At 45.3% G+C, this 16583-nt stretch carries 25 protein-coding genes; 8 read left to right on the top strand and 17 right to left on the bottom strand.

Features of this window, described 5'->3' with window-relative positions; genetic code table 11:
• Positions 1 to 46 precede the first annotated feature (46 nt).
• The 3 genes from JFQ59_RS03175 to JFQ59_RS03165 all read left to right on the top strand — a co-directional run bounded on the left by JFQ59_RS03175 (position 47) and on the right by JFQ59_RS03165 (position 2340).
• Positions 47 to 331 carry an ArsR/SmtB family transcription factor gene (locus tag JFQ59_RS03175; RefSeq protein WP_230972244.1) on the top strand — a complete coding sequence of 95 codons (285 nt, stop codon included), beginning with the start codon at positions 47 to 49 and terminating at the stop codon, positions 329 to 331.
• Between the two features lie 3 nt (positions 332 to 334).
• On the top strand, positions 335 to 544 hold the full coding sequence (locus tag JFQ59_RS03170) for a hypothetical protein (RefSeq protein ID WP_202318964.1): 210 nt from the start codon (positions 335 to 337) through the stop codon (positions 542 to 544).
• 326 nt (positions 545 to 870) lie between these two features.
• The gene (locus tag JFQ59_RS03165; RefSeq protein ID WP_202318963.1) at positions 871 to 2340 is read left to right on the top strand and encodes a 2-isopropylmalate synthase; all 1470 of its coding nucleotides are present in this window, start codon (positions 871 to 873) and stop codon (positions 2338 to 2340) included.
• A 61-nt stretch (positions 2341 to 2401) separates the two neighbouring features.
• On the opposite strand, the gene JFQ59_RS03160 is transcribed toward JFQ59_RS03165, so the two are convergent.
• The 4 genes from JFQ59_RS03160 to hisA are packed head-to-tail and all read right to left on the bottom strand — an operon-like array spanning position 2402 to position 4916.
• A complete protein-coding gene (locus JFQ59_RS03160; protein ID WP_202318962.1) occupies positions 2402 to 3034 on the bottom strand; it encodes a heme exporter protein CcmB in 633 nt (210 codons plus the stop codon).
• Positions 3012 to 3674 (bottom strand): ABC transporter ATP-binding protein, encoded by a 663-nt coding sequence (locus tag JFQ59_RS03155; RefSeq protein WP_202318961.1) that lies wholly within the window; start codon positions 3672 to 3674, stop codon positions 3012 to 3014. Before JFQ59_RS03155 ends, JFQ59_RS03160 begins: the two co-directional genes overlap by 23 nt.
• Complete coding sequence (locus tag JFQ59_RS03150) at positions 3674 to 4213, bottom strand: imidazoleglycerol-phosphate dehydratase (protein ID WP_202318960.1); 540 nt, start codon at positions 4211 to 4213, stop codon at positions 3674 to 3676. The genes JFQ59_RS03155 and JFQ59_RS03150 overlap by 1 nt, the downstream gene beginning before the upstream one ends.
• The gene (gene hisA, locus JFQ59_RS03145; RefSeq protein WP_202318959.1) at positions 4200 to 4916 is read right to left on the bottom strand and encodes a 1-(5-phosphoribosyl)-5-[(5-phosphoribosylamino)methylideneamino]imidazole-4-carboxamide isomerase; all 717 of its coding nucleotides are present in this window, start codon (positions 4914 to 4916) and stop codon (positions 4200 to 4202) included. The genes JFQ59_RS03150 and hisA overlap by 14 nt, the downstream gene beginning before the upstream one ends.
• Before the next feature lie 158 nt (positions 4917 to 5074).
• Here hisA and JFQ59_RS03140 point away from each other — a divergent pair, with 158 nt between their 5' ends.
• Both JFQ59_RS03140 and JFQ59_RS03135 read left to right on the top strand, forming a co-directional pair.
• Complete coding sequence (locus JFQ59_RS03140; RefSeq protein WP_202318958.1) at positions 5075 to 6661, top strand: cytochrome ubiquinol oxidase subunit I; 1587 nt, start codon at positions 5075 to 5077, stop codon at positions 6659 to 6661.
• The gene (locus tag JFQ59_RS03135; protein ID WP_202318957.1) at positions 6658 to 7755 is read left to right on the top strand and encodes a cytochrome ubiquinol oxidase subunit I; all 1098 of its coding nucleotides are present in this window, start codon (positions 6658 to 6660) and stop codon (positions 7753 to 7755) included. The genes JFQ59_RS03140 and JFQ59_RS03135 overlap by 4 nt, the downstream gene beginning before the upstream one ends.
• Here JFQ59_RS03135 and JFQ59_RS03130 read toward each other — a convergent pair.
• From JFQ59_RS03130 to JFQ59_RS03100, 7 genes are read right to left on the bottom strand one after another with little or no spacing between them, the layout of a single operon-like run.
• Complete coding sequence (locus JFQ59_RS03130) at positions 7721 to 8314, bottom strand: DVU0298 family protein (protein ID WP_202318956.1); 594 nt, start codon at positions 8312 to 8314, stop codon at positions 7721 to 7723. The genes JFQ59_RS03135 and JFQ59_RS03130 overlap by 35 nt on opposite strands.
• Positions 8311 to 8793, bottom strand: a complete 483-nt coding sequence (locus JFQ59_RS03125; protein ID WP_330999832.1) for a flavin reductase family protein — start codon at positions 8791 to 8793, stop codon at positions 8311 to 8313. The genes JFQ59_RS03130 and JFQ59_RS03125 overlap by 4 nt, the downstream gene beginning before the upstream one ends.
• Positions 8794 to 8834: 41 nt before the next feature.
• Positions 8835 to 9410: a rubrerythrin gene (gene rbr, locus JFQ59_RS03120; protein WP_202318954.1), complete on the bottom strand. Its 576-nt coding sequence runs from the start codon at positions 9408 to 9410 to the stop codon at positions 8835 to 8837.
• Positions 9411 to 9421: 11 nt separating this feature from the next.
• Positions 9422 to 9988, bottom strand: coding sequence for a rubrerythrin family protein (locus JFQ59_RS03115; RefSeq protein ID WP_202318953.1), 567 nt, complete (start codon positions 9986 to 9988; stop codon positions 9422 to 9424).
• Between the two features lie 9 nt (positions 9989 to 9997).
• The gene (locus JFQ59_RS03110) at positions 9998 to 10372 is read right to left on the bottom strand and encodes a desulfoferrodoxin (protein ID WP_202318952.1); all 375 of its coding nucleotides are present in this window, start codon (positions 10370 to 10372) and stop codon (positions 9998 to 10000) included.
• A gap of 9 nt (positions 10373 to 10381) precedes the next feature.
• A complete protein-coding gene (locus JFQ59_RS03105) occupies positions 10382 to 10726 on the bottom strand; it encodes a hypothetical protein (protein ID WP_202318951.1) in 345 nt (114 codons plus the stop codon).
• Positions 10723 to 11244 (bottom strand): ferritin, encoded by a 522-nt coding sequence (locus JFQ59_RS03100; protein WP_202318950.1) that lies wholly within the window; start codon positions 11242 to 11244, stop codon positions 10723 to 10725. Before JFQ59_RS03100 ends, JFQ59_RS03105 begins: the two co-directional genes overlap by 4 nt.
• A 380-nt stretch (positions 11245 to 11624) precedes the next feature.
• Here JFQ59_RS03100 and JFQ59_RS03095 point away from each other — a divergent pair, with 380 nt between their 5' ends.
• From JFQ59_RS03095 to JFQ59_RS03085, 3 genes are read left to right on the top strand one after another with little or no spacing between them, the layout of a single operon-like run.
• The gene (locus JFQ59_RS03095; RefSeq protein ID WP_202318949.1) at positions 11625 to 12083 is read left to right on the top strand and encodes a 30S ribosomal protein S15; all 459 of its coding nucleotides are present in this window, start codon (positions 11625 to 11627) and stop codon (positions 12081 to 12083) included.
• A gap of 31 nt (positions 12084 to 12114) precedes the next feature.
• Positions 12115 to 13374, top strand: coding sequence for a diaminopimelate decarboxylase (gene lysA / locus JFQ59_RS03090; RefSeq protein WP_202318948.1), 1260 nt, complete (start codon positions 12115 to 12117; stop codon positions 13372 to 13374).
• The gene (locus JFQ59_RS03085) at positions 13371 to 13895 is read left to right on the top strand and encodes a YfcE family phosphodiesterase (protein WP_202318947.1); all 525 of its coding nucleotides are present in this window, start codon (positions 13371 to 13373) and stop codon (positions 13893 to 13895) included. The genes lysA and JFQ59_RS03085 overlap by 4 nt, the downstream gene beginning before the upstream one ends.
• A gap of 45 nt (positions 13896 to 13940) precedes the next feature.
• Here JFQ59_RS03085 and JFQ59_RS03080 read toward each other — a convergent pair whose 3' ends face one another.
• The 6 genes from JFQ59_RS03080 to JFQ59_RS03055 all read right to left on the bottom strand — a co-directional run bounded on the left by JFQ59_RS03080 (position 13941) and on the right by JFQ59_RS03055 (position 16454).
• Positions 13941 to 14477: a stage II sporulation protein M gene (locus JFQ59_RS03080; RefSeq protein WP_202318946.1), complete on the bottom strand. Its 537-nt coding sequence runs from the start codon at positions 14475 to 14477 to the stop codon at positions 13941 to 13943.
• Entirely contained in the window at positions 14474 to 14734 is a 261-nt protein-coding gene (locus JFQ59_RS03075) for a hypothetical protein (protein WP_230972243.1), read from the bottom strand. The genes JFQ59_RS03080 and JFQ59_RS03075 overlap by 4 nt, the downstream gene beginning before the upstream one ends.
• A gap of 33 nt (positions 14735 to 14767) precedes the next feature.
• A complete protein-coding gene (locus JFQ59_RS03070) occupies positions 14768 to 15073 on the bottom strand; it encodes a hypothetical protein (protein ID WP_202318944.1) in 306 nt (101 codons plus the stop codon).
• A gap of 184 nt (positions 15074 to 15257) precedes the next feature.
• Positions 15258 to 15611 (bottom strand): PIN domain-containing protein, encoded by a 354-nt coding sequence (locus JFQ59_RS03065; protein WP_330999834.1) that lies wholly within the window; start codon positions 15609 to 15611, stop codon positions 15258 to 15260.
• A 67-nt stretch (positions 15612 to 15678) separates the two neighbouring features.
• Positions 15679 to 15894, bottom strand: coding sequence for an antitoxin family protein (locus JFQ59_RS03060; RefSeq protein WP_202318943.1), 216 nt, complete (start codon positions 15892 to 15894; stop codon positions 15679 to 15681).
• Between the two features lie 23 nt (positions 15895 to 15917).
• Entirely contained in the window at positions 15918 to 16454 is a 537-nt protein-coding gene (locus JFQ59_RS03055) for a stage II sporulation protein M (protein ID WP_202318942.1), read from the bottom strand.
• Positions 16455 to 16583: the final 129 nt, after the last annotated feature.

The following is a 16583-nucleotide window of genomic DNA, read 5'->3' as shown; positions in this document are numbered from 1 at the left end:
TTTTGGTATTAGAAACACATATGTAACATAAATGTTACTCACAGCAATGCCAAGCCTTCAGGACATAGTCAACCTCGGCGATGCTCTTTCACATCCTCTGAGGATTAAAGTCCTCAAGATGCTCATGGACAGGGAGCTTAGCGTTTACGAGCTTGCAAAGGAGCTTGGAATATCCAGACAGCTTTTATACTTACATTTAAAGAAACTGGAGAAAGCTGGACTTGTGGAGAGCGATCTGAGGCTGGAGGGGAGTAGAGCCAAAAAATACTATAAAGCGAAGCATTTTAACTTTTCAATCAGCAACGAAATCATAAGGAATTTGGAGGTGTGATGAATGCCCTGGGGAATGGGATACACTCAATCCGATTTCTGGCTGGGACTGCTTGTTGGATTCGGCATAATGGCTGCGATAATGCTTATCGGATTCTACATGCTTATGAGGAGTGTAAGCGATATGAAAACGAGCATCAGCAGAATGGAAAGCAGAATTGAAAATGTTGGCGAAAAGGTTGAAAAGATTGTGGAACAGCTTGAAGAAATTTAGTGTCTTCACGTTAGCTTACGGTCGGGGAATATTTAATGCTGGGGCTCAAGAGGTTGTACTTTTTCATTCTGAATTTAAAGCCTTTCTATTGTCTTGTATCTAACTTTGATCCCAAAAAATCTAGGAACGACAGAGGTGAGGAAAGGCAACTTTGAAGTTGTGTTCGAGGAGGAGATTAGCTCTTTTGGGAATCAGCTAAAGTTGACGTTCTCAAGATTTATTTGGGTGGATAGTACATGTAGTCGTTGTCAGGGATTAGGAGAATTTTGTTCCAAAGCCCGTCTTCAGCCCAAAGTTTTTATTACCCATCTGTTCTTTTAGCAAACGTGCAGGTCAAAATTCTTGACACCACGCTCAGAGACGGGGAGCAGACTCCCGGAGTATCGCTCAGTGTAGAGCAGAAGATAATGATAGCTGAAGCTCTGGACAACCTCGGTGTGGACATAATCGAAGCAGGAACGGCCATCGCTTCAGAGGGAGACTTCCAGGCCATCAAGGAGATCTCCCAGAGAGGTTTGAAAGCAGAGATATGCAGCTTCGCAAGGATTAAAAAAGAAGATATTGACGCCGCTGCAGATGCAAATGCTGATTCCATTTTCATGGTAGCCCCGTCATCTGACATACACATAAATGCAAAATTCCCGGGAAAAAGTCGTGAATATATCATTGAGCTGAGTGCCGAAGCTATCGAGTATGCGAGAGACAGAGGGCTGATAGTGGAATTCGGAGCAGAGGATGCCTCGAGAGCCGACCTTGATTTTGTAATAGACCTCTTCCGGAAAGCTGAGGAAGTGAAGGCAGACAGGGTAACATTCACCGACACGGTTGGAGTGTTATCGCCAGAAAAAATGGAGGAGATAGTTAAAAGAATTAAGTCTGAAGTCAGACTGCCTCTTGCGATTCACTGTCATGATGATTTCGGTCTCGCCACTGCGAACACAATTTTTGGTGTTAAAGCTGGTGCAGACGAGTTTCACGGAACGATAAACGGACTGGGGGAGAGAGCGGGAAATGCGGCGATTGAAGAGATAGTGATAGCTCTCGAATACATTTACGGAATTAAGACGAACATTAAAAAAGAGAAAATATACAACACCTCAAAGCTAGTGGAAAGACTTTCAAGGGTCGTCGTTCCACCAAACAAGGCAGTGGTGGGGGAGAATGCCTTCACACACGAGAGTGGAATCCATACCTCTGCACTCTTCAGGGATGCAACTGCCTATGAGCCGATCTCGCCTGAAGTTGTGGGGAGGAAAAGGGTAATAGTTCTCGGAAAGCACGCTGGAAGGGCAAGCGTGGAGGCGATAATGAACGAACTTGGGTACAAGGCAACACCTGAGCAGATGAAGGAAATTCTCATGAGGATAAAGGAGATTGGAGATAAGGGCAAGAGGGTTACCGATGCGGACGTCAGAACCATAATCGAAACGGTTCTGCAAATAAAGCGTGAGAAGAAGGTAAAGCTTGAGGATCTGGCAATATTCAGCGGAAAGAACGTTATGCCGATGGCAAGTGTGAAACTGAAGATCAACGGCACCGAAAAAATTGAGGCAGCCGTTGGTCTTGGTCCTGTTGATGCGGCCATAAATGCAATAAGAAAGGCCATAAAGGATTTTGCAGACGTCAAGCTCGTAAGCTACCACGTTGACGCCATAACTGGTGGTACCGACGCTCTTGTCGACGTGGTGGTGCAACTGAAGAAGGACAACAAGGTGGTAACAGCCAGAGGTGCGAGGACCGATATTATAATGGCGTCGGTTGAGGCGTTTATTGAAGGTTTAAACATGCTTTTCTGATTTTTATTAATGTGTCGGTAATATTTAACGTCCCGTGCTTGGTTTCTGGATTCGCAGTTATCTACAGAACTCTATCCACCGTAAGCATGGACAGACTAAAAATTAAGCCGGTGAAAGATACCATGAACAGAAGCCGGTAAATGTCGATTTCACCGGACAGGGCGAGATCTGTAAGAGAAACCGTAAGACTGATAATGGGGAAGATTACCGGAAAGACCAGCACAGGAAGAAGAATCTCCCTGGATCTTGAATGAGAGAGCAGTGGGGAAAGGGCAGTTATCGTTATCGCCAGTGCAGAGTTGCATATCACAAAAACGAGAAAGGCCAACAGGAAATTGCCAGAAACATCAAAAAGAGCATAACAGATGGGAAATATGAAAATCTGAACAATGAACATAATTATCAGATTAAATACCATTTTTCCGATCATAATTTGCTGTGGGGTTATGGGAGAAGCTTTAAGCCCCTCAATGGTTTCGGTATCGACTTCCTTTAGGAGTGAGGTGGAATAGCCAAGTATACCCGTTAGAAAAAAGATTATGAGGAGAAGAGGCGAAAAGAGTTTTTCAGGATCAGGTATTGCAGCGCTGAAAAGAAACGCAGCAGTGAGGCTGAACAGGAGCATGAGGCTGAGACTGGACTTTGTTCTAAACTCTATCCTCAAATCCTTTTTAGTAATCTCGATTGCCTTCATTCAGTATCCCCACAGCTTCTTCATAGTTCTTTCCGAAATATGCAATTTTTCCGTTCTTCAGAACAATGAAGGAGTCGCAGAACTCAGCCTCGTCAAGAACATGTGTCGTGAAGAGAACGCATCCTCTGTAACCTTCAAGGATCTCAAGAATGTTCTCTCTGACTGCCTGGTCAAGCCCCGATGTGACCTCGTCAAGCACAAGCAGTTTCGGAGAGTTTATCAGTGCTCTGGCAAAGGACACTCTCTGCAAATATCCCCTTGAAAGCTCAAAAACCCTTCTGTTAAGATACTCCCTAAATCCCAGCATTTCTGCCAGATCTGATTCGAATTCTGTTCCATAGAGTTTTGAGAAAAACTCCAGGTTTTCTTTTACCGTCAGCTCTCTGTACAGCATGGGATTGTGCGAGGCAACGCCTATCTCTCTTCTCACCTCAGGTGATGCTGCCGGGTTCCTGCCCAGAACTGATATCTTTCCGGACGTGGGCCTTAAAATTCCGCAAATAAGTTTCACCAGTGTGGATTTTCCCGCACCGTTGTATCCCATGATGGCAACCTTCCCACCTTCAATCCCAAAACTGATATCTCTAATTGCATATCTTTTTCCGAACTTCTTGCTCAGCTTCTCAGCCTCTATCAGCATCAGTCCAGCACACCCTTGGCACTTCTATAGTCTTTACCACTTTTTTTTAGGGCCTTTTTCAGAGATATGGCGATCGCCTTGAAGGCGGCCTCCATCATGTGGTGAGAATTGGTGCCCCTGACCTTCAGATACACGTTAACTCCAGCGTTTCTGCAGAAGGTGTCGAGAAAGTGCAGGAAGTCCTCACCCCTCATATCTGAGTCTCTGATCTCGCCGTCAAAAACAAAAACGCCTCTTCCACTGAAATCCAGACCGCAAATAGCAACAGCATCATCCATCGGCACTATCGCGTCGCCAAATCTTTCAATTCCCTTCTTGTCCATCTCACCCACGGCCCTGCCCAGAGCTATTGCAACATCTTCGACTATGTGATGCACGTTATCTCCATCGGCAATGACGGTAATTCCGAATCCGGAATGTCTGGCAAACGTCCTAAGCATGTGGTCAAGGAAGGGTACTCCCGTCCTCACCTCAGTTTTTTCCGATCCAAAAATGGCCGAGACCTCAGTCTCATCGGTTTTTCTGCTAAACTTTTTCATGTTCAACCTTTATTGCGTCTTCAAATTTAAGCTTTTTAGTGTAGAGAGCGGAGCCTATGATGACACCTGCTCCTCCACACCTCTTTACGAATCTGATGTCATCAACACTTGCAATTCCGCCGGCAATATAGACAGGGTTTTTTAGCTTTTTCACAACCTCATCGATTTTTTGCTTTTCAATACCTGAAACCAGCCCTTCAACGTCTATGTTTGTGTATAGGAAAGAAACCCGGAGGTCATCGTAAAACTCAGCGAGTTCAATGGGTGTTAGCTCAACTGTGTCCTTCCATCCCTTAACAGCAACCTTTCCTTTCTTTGAGTCGATTGCGATCATAACCCTTCTCTCCCAGCTTTCGGCAAATTCTCTAACTTCGTTTGGCTTTTCAACGGCTATGGTTCCGAAAATAACACGGTCAACACCAGCATCGAAAAGTCTCTCGGCAATCTCAAGGTCTCTAATACCCCCGCCAGCTTGAACCTCAACGAAGGATGCAATCTCTGCAATGACGTCCTCATGCTTCAACCTTCCCTGAAATGCCCCGCTCAGGTCGATTACGTGAAGCACCTTTGCTCCCATCTCCACCCAGTGTTTAGCAATTTCAACAGGATTTTCCGCTTCAAAAGTAATCTCTTTTTCTCTCCCCTGCCTGAGTCTTACAACCTTGCCGTCCTTCAGGTCAACTGCCGGAATAACCCTGAACATCAAAATGGATTTTCGAGAAGTTTTAAAGTTTTGGCGTTGAAATGCATAATGCCCGTACATAGTACTTTAATATTCGAAAATCGAACAAAAAATTTATATTGTGGAAAAATATCTGAAATATTGTTTAAGGAGGTGGTAGCATTTCAGATGTTCAGCCAATGCTAGCCCTTTCTGCATTTGGAATATACTTCCATGCCCTTTTCCTCAGCATTACACTCGGATTTCCTCCGGTAATAATCGGACTGCTCTGGAAATACATGAAATCAAATGATGAGGATTATTTCAGAGCTGCAAGGCTGATGACGTCTGTTCTTGCCGTAAACTTTGCGCTCGGCGCCATAACAGGAACTCTGGTTGAATTCGGTCTGGTACAGGCATGGCCCGGAACGATTCTCGTTATTGCAAGCTTCGCCTTAACACCACTTGCATTTGAGCTCATAATGTTTGCTAACGAGATTGCAACACTTGTCCTGTTCATAGTTACACTCGGGAAAATCAGGACCTCTCGGAGCATTGCAATCCTCGCTGTTTACTGGGCTTTCGCTGCGGGTTCGGGTATTCTCATAACAAGTGTTAACTCCTGGCTTGTAGTTCCATGGGGAACGGGCAGTGTTCCGGCGACCTTGTATCCTTTCCTTCCAGAGTATGGACCTCTTGTCGTGGATGTGAAGAAGCTGGTTGCTTTAAAGGTGCTTACTCTTGCTTCTGGCTTGCCTATTCAGGCAATAATTCAGAATCCAAACGTTGCAAGGGAGGTTGGTGTTATTTTAACAGATCCGTTCGTGGCATTCTACAATCCGTTTGCCCTTTATTCGGTTTTACATGCGCTGTTTGCAGCTTTTCTGGTGGGATCATCCATAGCTCTGGCATCATACGGATACAGGTACCATAAAACTGGCGATAAGAAGTATCTCAAAGTAGTGAAGGTTGCAGCTTTTGTCGTTCTGGTTTTTTTCCTCGTCCAGCCAACCATATTCGGGCACTTTATGGGGGAGGGGGTTGTTGAGTACAATCCCACGAAGTTTGCACTTATCGAGGGGGCAGAGGAGACGTTTTACAATCCGGTTGTTGCTCTCATCGCATATGGCAACCCTTCTAAACCGATTCCGGGTTTTGATGAGTTCAGGAGAAGCTGCGATGAACTTGGCAGCTCAAAGCTCGGAGATCTGGTAAAATCGGTTGGTCTCAGTAGAGACTATCTTTTAGCTCTATCTTCAGAACTTGGTGTCCAGATCTCGGAAAAGAATATCGATTCAGCTTTAAATACCGGACTGAAGCGGATATGCTACACCGACCTTGACAGAAGTTTGAGCAGAATGCAGGTGGTTCATACAGCTTACTACACAAAGATAGCCTTCGGCATACTGGGATTCATTTCAGCAGTGGCTCTTTTTGCCCACCTGTACCGAATTAACCCTATCTCAATGCTTGTCCTGAAAATTCTGGGAGAGAGATCTGTTGTTGTCCTTTCCTTCCTGATTCTACTCGGATCCGTTATTCCATCCACACTCGGCTGGTTCGTCAGGGAGGTCGGCAGAAAACCCTGGACTGTATATGGTTTGCTTTATCCCGATGATCTCGTAACAGTCGTCGGTAGTGCTGTGACACCGGAATTTGCGGCATTCATGGGTCTTGTGATTGCAGCTATCGGTGTAAGTGGACTTTTCGCCATGTACACCGTTGCAACGAGAGGTTACAGATTTGTAGAACTTCTCAAAAAAGGCTCGGGAGGTGGAAGGGAATGAATGCAGTGATCACCGGTTTTTCTGTTCTCGGACTGGCGGTGCTGATTCATATCATTCTTGTTTCAATCACGCTTGGAACCGGCTGGATATCGGCTTTCGCAAGGCTAATGGCATACAGGGAAGATGATGCGTACCTTGAGTTCTTTGCAAGAAGGGTTTTCAAGATTCTTGTTATATTCGAATTGTTCTCAGGCGTGTGGGGGACGATAATAACGGTATTTCTTGCTGGCTTCTTTCCATCACTCACGGCCCTCGCAACGAATGTTCTTTTTACACCAATACTCATTGCTTTAATCGGCATAATGATCAGAATTCCAAGCATAGGGATTTTCTGGTACACCTGGGGGAAAGTGAGCCCCAGATATCACAGCGCCATTGGGATGATAATGGCTGTTTCCGGCTTTGCCATTCCTTTTGGATTCAGAACGATATTTGCTGAAATAAATCATCCAACTGCCGTAGCTGACTATCTCGCCGGAGTTAAGGTCGTAGCATGGAACGCTTACCTGAATCCGACTTTCTGGATACTTTACCTCCATACGATTTTCGCAGCCCTGTCAGTTGGTGGGTTCGTGGTTGCATACCTGATGGCCATGGAGAAAGATAAAAGAGGTTCAAGAATTGGCTACCGTTACGGATTGGTTTTTCTCGCTGTTCAGATACCGATAGGGATTATTTACTGGGCGTCTCTGGCGGACAGCTCACCGTATATCTTCAGCACAGTAACCTTCGGGCACTTCATACCGGTGCTGACCGCCAAAGTTACGGTGGTTCTTGCCCTGCTGGTTCTGAGCTTAATGTGTTTCATAAAATCTGATCAGGAAGCTTTAAATTACGCAAAATACACCGCAATCCTCTCACTCACTGCCGTCTTTCTGGGAGAGCTTATGAACAGTGGTGCAAGGTACCCGTACATGGTTGTTACTGGAGAAAAGGGCTTGCTTGCTTCGGACTTTTTCAACTTCTATATCGTAATGCCGATGGTTGCAGTGACGGTGATAGTGGCTTTTCTGTTTGTCAGCATTGCAGTTTTTCTGACAGCGATGTTCTATGCTCTGTTTAAGAGGTATCTTCCGGAGATTCCTGAAGAATGAAGGTTTCCACAAATTTTTTCCAGCTCATTTCAACCACATTCTTTCCATCGTAAAATCTGACGGCATCCTCAGGGAGAGATACTACATGCGGGATACTCTCACCGAGCTTTTTGAGTGCCCATATTGCATAAGCTCTGAATTCGGCGCTCTCGATCTCTTCAATCTTCTCTTTCAGCTTTTCTGCCGGATTTGGAAAAGCATTTCTGATGATCCTGGCCGTTCTGCCGATTCCATAAGCCACATATTTTCTTTCAACCTCCCAGTCATCGAGCAGGGAAACGTACTTGTTTTTGAATCCCTCAAAAATCTCCGGATTGTTCCTTCCGATCTCCGCTATACCGAGAGGTGCGCCAACGCAGTAGGCTCCACTTTCGTCGCTGAGGTGCCAGAAAAGTCTCAGAATGTAGTTTCTTGCCTTGCTGCCCTTACACATAACGCCAAGGGCCTCAGCAGCTCTGAACCTCAGCAGCTCATCTGGATGGTATAAAAAAGATACCAGACGGGATATTTTCCTTATTCTATTGAATTCCCCACTTTTCAGCAGCTCTTCAATGCTCATTTTTCGAAATACACTGTTGCCGTTCTCGGTGTTTTGCCCTTCTTTATCAACTGGTAGTCTGCATACGTGAGAACCTCAGCATCCTTCACCAGTTCCGCGTCGACAACCTCTCCTATGAACAGGGTATGGGTTCCAACATCGCAGCTATCAATAACTCTGACCTCTATTACGGCGATGGCATGGTCTGTAACCAGCGGAACTCCAGTCTTTCCAATTTTATAGTTTATTCCCTCAAATTTGTTGAAATCATCACTTTTCCTGAAGCCGAATCTTCCTATGAACTCTAGTGGCGTTTCCAGCTCAAGAACTGTTACGCCGAAGGTTTTGCTTCCATCAACAAACCTGTGGGTTACGTTCTCCTTGTTCAGACATGCTGCAATTTTTACCGGGTTGCTGGTAACCTGAAACACGGTGTTGGCTATCTGTCCCGCAAAGTTTCCATCCTTTGCTGATGTTACAATGTATACACCGTAGCTCATCTTGTAAAAAGCCCGGATGTCCATTTTATCTACCCAAAAAATTAAAGAGAAAGCAAGTCCTGGGCAACGTAGTAGGCCCTCGGATGTCCGCAGCTAGGACACTCCTCAGGCGGCTCCGTGCCGTAGTGGACATACCCGCACTCAAGACAGACCCACGCCGTCTCCGTATCTCTCTTGAAGAATGTACCTTTTTCAATTTCATCAAGCAGTCTGCGGTATCTTTCTTCGTGATGCTTCTCAGCCACCCCAATTGCTCTCAGCTTAGCTGCTATATCCTTGTACCCCTCTTTTTCCGCCTCATCGGCAAAGTTCGGGTACATCTCGGTGTTTTCGTAGTGTTCTCCGGCAATAGCAGCCTTCAGGTTGTCTACCGTCGTTCCCCACACTACAGGAGCTCCGGCCCGGTCCACTACAATCTCTTCCTTATCTCCTCTCAACTGTTGAATGAATTTAAGCAGATTTTCGGCATGCTCTTTCTCGTTCTCGGCCGTTTCCAGAAATACCCGCTGAATGAAAACGTATCCTTCATTCTTCGCCACCTTCGCATAGAAGGTGTAGCGATTTCTCGCCATGCTTTCTCCCATAAAGGCCTTAACCAAATTTTCGAGCGTTCCCATATTTCATCACCTCACAAAGCAAGAATATCTTTCGAAACGAAATGGTAGTACATGGCCCCGCAGTTGGGGCAAACTTTTGGCGGCTCCTGCCCCCTCTCCGTGTAACCGCATACAAGACACATCCACTCAACCTCCTCATCTCTTTTGAACATCTTTCCCGTTTCAACAAGTTCAAGAAGTTTTGCGAACTTTTTCCGGTGCTGCTCCTCAACACTGGCGAGAGTCTTAACCCTTTCTGCTATCTCTCTGAATCCCTCCCTTTCCGCTGTCTCCGCAGTCAGCGGGTAAAATTCCTCAGCTTCCCATCTTTCCCCCTCAACAGCATACTGTAAGTTTTCGGCTGTGGTACCGAATTTTATGGGGGCCCTGATCTCAACTTCGGAGGCCTCAACATCCAGCTTTTTTATGAAGTTTGCAAAAATTTCTGCATGTTTCTTCTCGTTCTCAATAACCTCTCTGAAAAATTTCGAAACGTAGATGTATTTCTCATTCTCAGCTATACTAGAATATATCTGATACCTGCTTATCGCCAGACTCTCTCCGATATACCCCTTTATTAAATTCTTGGGAGTATCCATCCATCCACCTCATTGCTGCCAGAGTCCGTGAACGTTACAGTATGCCCTAGCGGACAGCTTTTCACCTTCAACACTGAACTCTGCCTCAGGCCTATCCCCCGGTTTTAGCTGCTTTCTGTAGACAAATCCATCCACCAGAAGCTCGATCCACTCGATGAAATGGACGTCTTCCATGGGGTGTGGAACACTCCCGACCTTTACGACAACCTTGCCATCCGACCTTTCTATTACCGGTAAATGCTTCTCCTTCCCCTCATCGGTCTTTTTTATTTCCATCAGCTTCATAGGCTGTCCGCAACAGACAAGCTGCCCTCTACCGGCATGCACGACCTCCACAATATTTCCACAAACCATGCATTTATACACCTGCAGAATTTCCGTCATCCAATCACCTCAACCCATTACCAGAACGCCATACCCCCTGTTTATATAGCTCAAAATACTAACGTGTCCGTTTAAATCCCCACATATTCTCAAACCTTCTTTTTCTGCATAGCTTAGAGAGTCCGTAGCTACAGAACATGCCCTGCAAACGCAATCTATCCAGCTCTTTTCCTTTGCCTCCTCATAGTATCTTCCTATCAATCCACTCTCTCTGTACATCTTTGGAACTTTCGTGGCCCTACCCTCGAGAATCAGTCTGGCCTCAACACCGTTCTCATTCAACTCTCTGACGTAGAGAAATGCATGAACCATGCACATCTCATCATCGTTGAAAAGAAAGATGGCGTATTTCATTTTGTTTCCTCCTGTGGCGGAGTGAACTGCCTCTGTCCAAGTTCACTGTCCATCATCAGCAATCCTCTGCCATCACTGCCTATAAGCCTGAGCTTTTCTACTATTTCGCTTGCTGAAGCCTCCTCTTCAACCTGCTCTGCGATAAACCATTGCAGCATGTTGTAGGTTGCGTAATCTTTTTCTGAAATAGCCAGCTCTGCCAGCTCGTTTATCATACCTGTAACCTTGACTTCGTGCTGATAGACATGTTCAAATGCATCAAGGGGCGAATTCCATTCGGATGGGGGTTCTTCGATTGCATAAAGTCTAACTCTTCCGCCTCTTTCGGCAACATAATCGTAGATTTTCATTGCATGAGCCAGCTCCTCCTGCCACTGAACCCTCATCCAGTTGGCAAAACCTTTCAGACCCACCGATTCGAAATATGCTGCCATGGAGAGATAAAGGTAGGCAGAGTAAATTTCTGCGTTTATCTGCCTGTTCAACGCCTCAACCATCTTCTCACTGATAGATGCCATGATACCACCATTTAAAAAATTATTAATAGTTTATTTAAACTTTCCCTTGGTAAAACAACCATCTGTACTGCCTGTTCTGGCCTTTTTGACGTATTCGGCCTCATATTTTCCTGGATGAATTGATTGTGCGAGCAAACCAGATGCCTTTCAGCTATGCTGCTCAGTTCAACACCTGAAGACTTCCTGTACCTGCAATCTCTCACTTCTCACCCTCCTTACAATCAAATACTTGTTTTTCAAAAATATAACTCTTTTTGTTCGATTTTCGGAAATACAGCAGTCGTTCTCATAATCCAATCATTTTTATTGCAGAATGAATCAATTATCAGCAACGCAAGTTATATATTCAATCGGGAGGAGAGGGCAAGGAGGTGACGCTCATGGCAAGAATTCATGCGAGAAGAAGGGGCAAATCAGGATCAAAAAGGGTTTATAGGGACTCTCCTCCAGAATGGGTGGATATGTCGCCTGCCGAGGTAGAAAAAAAGGTAGTGGAGCTCTTCATAGAGGGGTACGAGCCCAGTCAGATAGGAATGATACTGAGGGACCAGTACGGCATTCCATCAGTGAAGCAGATTACAGGAAAGAAGATCCAGAAAATCCTGAGGGAGAAAGGAGTTGAAATAAAATATCCCGAAGATCTGAAATCGCTCATCAAAAAGGCGCTTAAACTCAGAAAGCATCTTGAGGTGCACAGAAAGGACAAGCACAACAGAAGAGGTTTGCAGCTCATAGAAGCAAAAATCTGGAGACTTTCGAATTACTACAAGGAGAAGGGCGTGCTGCCAGCAGACTGGAAATACAATCCGGAGAGACTCAAGATTGAAATTTCGAGATAATATTTTTTAACTCATGGAACCCAATTTATTCATGTTCTCTCAGAAAGAGGGCATTCTTACTGTAGAAAACGTTCCTGTTACTGAAATAGTCAGTGAGGTAGGAACTCCAGTATATATAACTTCCAAGGCTCAGCTTGAAAGCAATATCAGGGCGTATAGAGAAGCATTTCCCAATGCCGGAATTTTGTATGCAGTCAAAGCGAACAACAATATTGCATTGATGAAGATAATATCTGCTCAGGGATTTGGGGCTGACGTTTTTAGTGATGGTGAGCTGTATCTGGCCCTGTTAGCCGGATTCAGGAGGGATAAGATACTGTACAATGGAAACTCGAAAAGCATAAGAGAAATTGAAATGGGAATTGAGACGGGGGTCAAGTTCAGCGTTGATAGCATAGATGAGCTGCGGTTGATTTCAGAAGCTGCAGTGGAGAGCGGAGAAGAGGTGGAAATCGCGTTTAGAGTCAATCCTGACGTCGATCCCAAAACACACCCGAAAATAGCTACGGGATTGAGAGAATCAAAGTTTGGAATACCTCATGGACTGGCAGCCGACGCCTACAAGCTAGCTCTGAAGCTCGATGGAGTCGTTCCGGCAGGCATTCACTGTCATATTGGCAGCCAAATCCTGAGCCTTTCTCCTTTCGTACATGCGTTAAACAAGGTTATGGATATAGCAGTTGAAATAGAGAAGGAAGGTGTCGAACTGGAATTCGTGGATTTGGGCGGAGGACTGGGCATAGACTATGAAGGTAAAGGAGCTCCGACACCCAGTGATTTTGCAGAAGCAATTCTTCCGGAGTTCGAGAAGAGAAGGGCGGAGTTGAAATCCGATCCTCAGCTCTGGCTTGAGCCGGGAAGAAGCATTGTCGGAAACACCACCGTCCTGATAACGAGAGTTAATGCCGTTAAGAAGGGCTTCAAGCACTTTGTAGCTGTTGATGCCGGCTTCAACCTCCTCATAAGGCCTGCAATGTACAATGCTTTCCACAGGGTTGCCGTGGCGAACAAGATGGAAAACAGAGCGGAGGAGACTTACACGATTGTTGGGCCGATCTGTGAGAGTGGAGATGTTCTGGCGAGAGACAGAAAGCTTCCAAAGGTTGAGATGGGTGACCTGATTGCCATATTCGATACCGGAGCTTACGGATTTGTGATGAGCAGTCAGTACAACGGCAGACCGAGATGTGCTGAAGTTCTTGTAAGCGGGGACAGGTGGTGGGTCATCAGGGAGAGGGAGAGTTACGGGGATTTGATCGCAAAGCAGAAGATTCCTGAGTGGCTTCTATGAAACTACTCATTTTTGGAGATTCGCACATTCCCGAGAGAGCATCAAAAATTCCCTCTGAGTTTGATCACCTTTTCAAAACTTTGGATTATGACGCAGTGATATGCACGGGCGATCTGACTTCGGGCAAGGTGCTTGAGTACATAAGAAGCCTGTCGGATGAGTACTACGTTGTTAGGGGGAACATGGACTCCCTGCCTCTACCGGAATATCAGGTAGTGAGAGGAATGGTGGGGGTTATCCATGGATATCAGGTTTACCCGAGGGGGAACAGAGAGCAGTTGCTGGATATTGCAAAGAAGATGAAGGTTAAAGTGCTCATTTCCGGTCACACCCACACCCCGGATGTTTACCGGGGTGAGGTCGTGCTGCTCAATCCCGGGTCTGCAACGGGTGTGTGGGGTGGAGGGAGAGGACCAGGAGTTCCGAGCTTCATGCTTGTTGACGTTGGCGACAAACTCGGAGTTACGCTTTTCAAGCTGGAAAGGGAGATAACTGAGGAGAGATTTGAGATAGAGTTGTAAATGATGCCGGATGGCAATACTAAGTAACCTGTTTTGGCATTTCGTTTAACTCGTTGAATTCAACATCTCTCTGGCAATTCTCAGCGTCACGTTCGCCTCTATCCAGGCTGCTATCACCATCAGCACGACGGAAATCAGGGCCATGGTGAAGTACTCTCTGATATCATGTCTGGTCAGAACCTGCTCCTTCCTGCCCATCAGGTATCGGATGACCTCGCAGGGAATCTTGAATCCAGCAGCCCCGGCTATTATTATGGCTGGGATTTCGAAGATTGCATGAGGTAAAATGAAGGTTACGAAAACATTACCGGGGAGAATCACAAGTAGCCCGCCAATGATCGCTCCATTGTACACAAGCTCAAGAGTTGTGAGAGTCGCCATCACAAACCCGCCGAGAATTGTTAAGGAAACAGTGTACAGATTATTAAGAACTACTGGAATGAAAATACCTGTATTCAGGTGGATATCTTCCCCAAATGTCAGGAGAGAGATTTTATTTTTGTTAAGGTATATTGTAGACAAAAACACTCCAAAGATGTACGCTACGGTTGAAAAGCAGAATGGAAGTTTAGCTAACTTCATTCTTTTTTCCCTTTATCTGATAGCAATTTGGGTATTTTTTTGATATCTTCTCTATATACCACGGCCCACGCAATTAGAAAGGCCAGCATACCAACAAAACCCCAGATACTCATACCGAGAGCACTTTCGATAAACCCGAACTTTTTAACTCCAATACTTTTCACTATGAGCACAATGGCAGCTCCTGAAACCGCGACCACGATAATTCCCTTAGTCAATCTGAACAGCTCCTCTTGGATTATTCGTCTCGCCCTCATCTTTGCGCCCTCCTAAAAAATAAAAATGACAGATTATGCAAGACCTACAACCAGGGAGGCTATCGCTCCTGCTGGACCAGCTACGGCACCAGTTACGGCAAGTCTAATCGCTATGTTTGCGAGGTTGCCTGCTACAAACGCTCCTGTTCCTGAGGCCAACCACCTCAGCTCGTACGGCACTTTATCGCTATTCGGATGATTCTGGATCCACTGGTCTATGATGTACGCCGCATCTCCAACACCCACTCCCGGCACCACAGCCAATCCAACCATAGCCAGACAGAGCCCAACAGCCAGCCACTTCATCACTTCCTCGTTCCAGTCCTTAACCTCGTGCATCTCTAACCCACCTCATTTCTGCTCATCACAATCTGCGTGCTATGCTTATTTAAGTCTTACGATATACACTCTCTATCAAAAAATTATGGATAAGTTAAATAAGGAAACTGTTGAGTATGGAACACAATGCTAAACCCAATCGAACTGTTTTAACTGCGAAAATCTCGAACCTGAAAAACTCGCCCTACAGTTTTTTCAATCTCTCAATCGCCTCGTCAAACTCCTCAATCAAATAGTACGCTTCGATTCCAGCTTTTTTAGCATTGCCCGCCATCACCCTGTCGTTCGTTATTAAGATCGAGTCCGTGACTTTAGCCGTTGCTATGAAGTAGGCATCTATGGCTCTGCAGTGCGTGTCAAGAGCGATGTTGACAGCAGTTTCAAGTATTTCGTCTTCTGGCATAATATTGACGAACCGGGTAATGTCCAGCACATCTTTAACCTCATTTTTCGGTTTGAATCTACTCAAAACACCCACCAGCTCCACGACGAGCACCCTCGGTTCGAATACCTCGACTCCAGAAGCCAGCCTTGCTATTTCTTTTGCCTTTGCCTCTCCCCATATTTGGGAACTATTGAATCTACGTAAACCGACGAATCTATCGTCAGTCCCATGGTCTCTTCCTCATTTCAAGTAAAACTTCCAGAGGATCGATTTCTACGTCTTTAAATTTTTCCGACAACTTATCTATAAACTCCGGCAGATCTCCCGACTTCGTTCTCTCGACTCTTATTTTAACTCTTTCTCCTTCCCGCAGGTCTACCTTTTCGAGGGGTCTGAAAACTCCCTTCTCGTATATTGCTTCGATGACTTTCCCCATGTTTTTTAAATCACCTCAAATCTTCAAATACCTTTTGTCAGCGTTTTGGCAATCCTCAGCGTGACGTTAGCTTCGACCCAAGCTGCTATTACGATTAAGATGATGGAGATTAATGCGAGGGTTAGGCATTCTTTGATGTCTTCTTTTGTTAGAATTCGCTCTTTTTTGCCAAGCAGATAGCGGATGATTTCGTAGGGGATTTTAAAGCCAGCAGCCCCGGCTATTATGATGGCTGGGATTTCGAAGATGCCGTGGGGGAGGATTAAGGCCGACAACCTTCCAGCTCCCAAACACGAGTAGAAAGTGGAGACTACTGTACCAAGTGCGTGTCCATTCAGCAGTAAATTTATAGTCGTAGTCGTACCAAAGGTAGCACATCCCCCAACAATAAAAATTATAACTTTTATATTATTACGTAATATACTATAAATGGACAAGTTTGCGTAATCATATTTTTGAGCACATATATAATACGACGATTGTACCCAATTGCTATACAAACCAAAAATAAAGCCTACGCTAAACACAAAGGTCGTAAATAAAATTAATTTTCTGTACATAAATTTCTGTAAATTTTTAAATAAAATGTAATTGTTACTGCTGACAGCATACCAAGTGTTGCAAATATTTGAAAGATGATAGCCTTCAGATGTACATACACAAAAAACTGCAGTACTAGTCCTAAAAGT

This window comes from Archaeoglobus neptunius, assembly GCF_016757965.1.
GTDB classification, from domain to species: Archaea; Halobacteriota; Archaeoglobi; order Archaeoglobales; family Archaeoglobaceae; genus Archaeoglobus; species Archaeoglobus neptunius.
The sequence above is the reverse complement of the archived record's forward strand: the minus strand, read 5'-3'. Positions and strand labels throughout refer to the sequence as shown.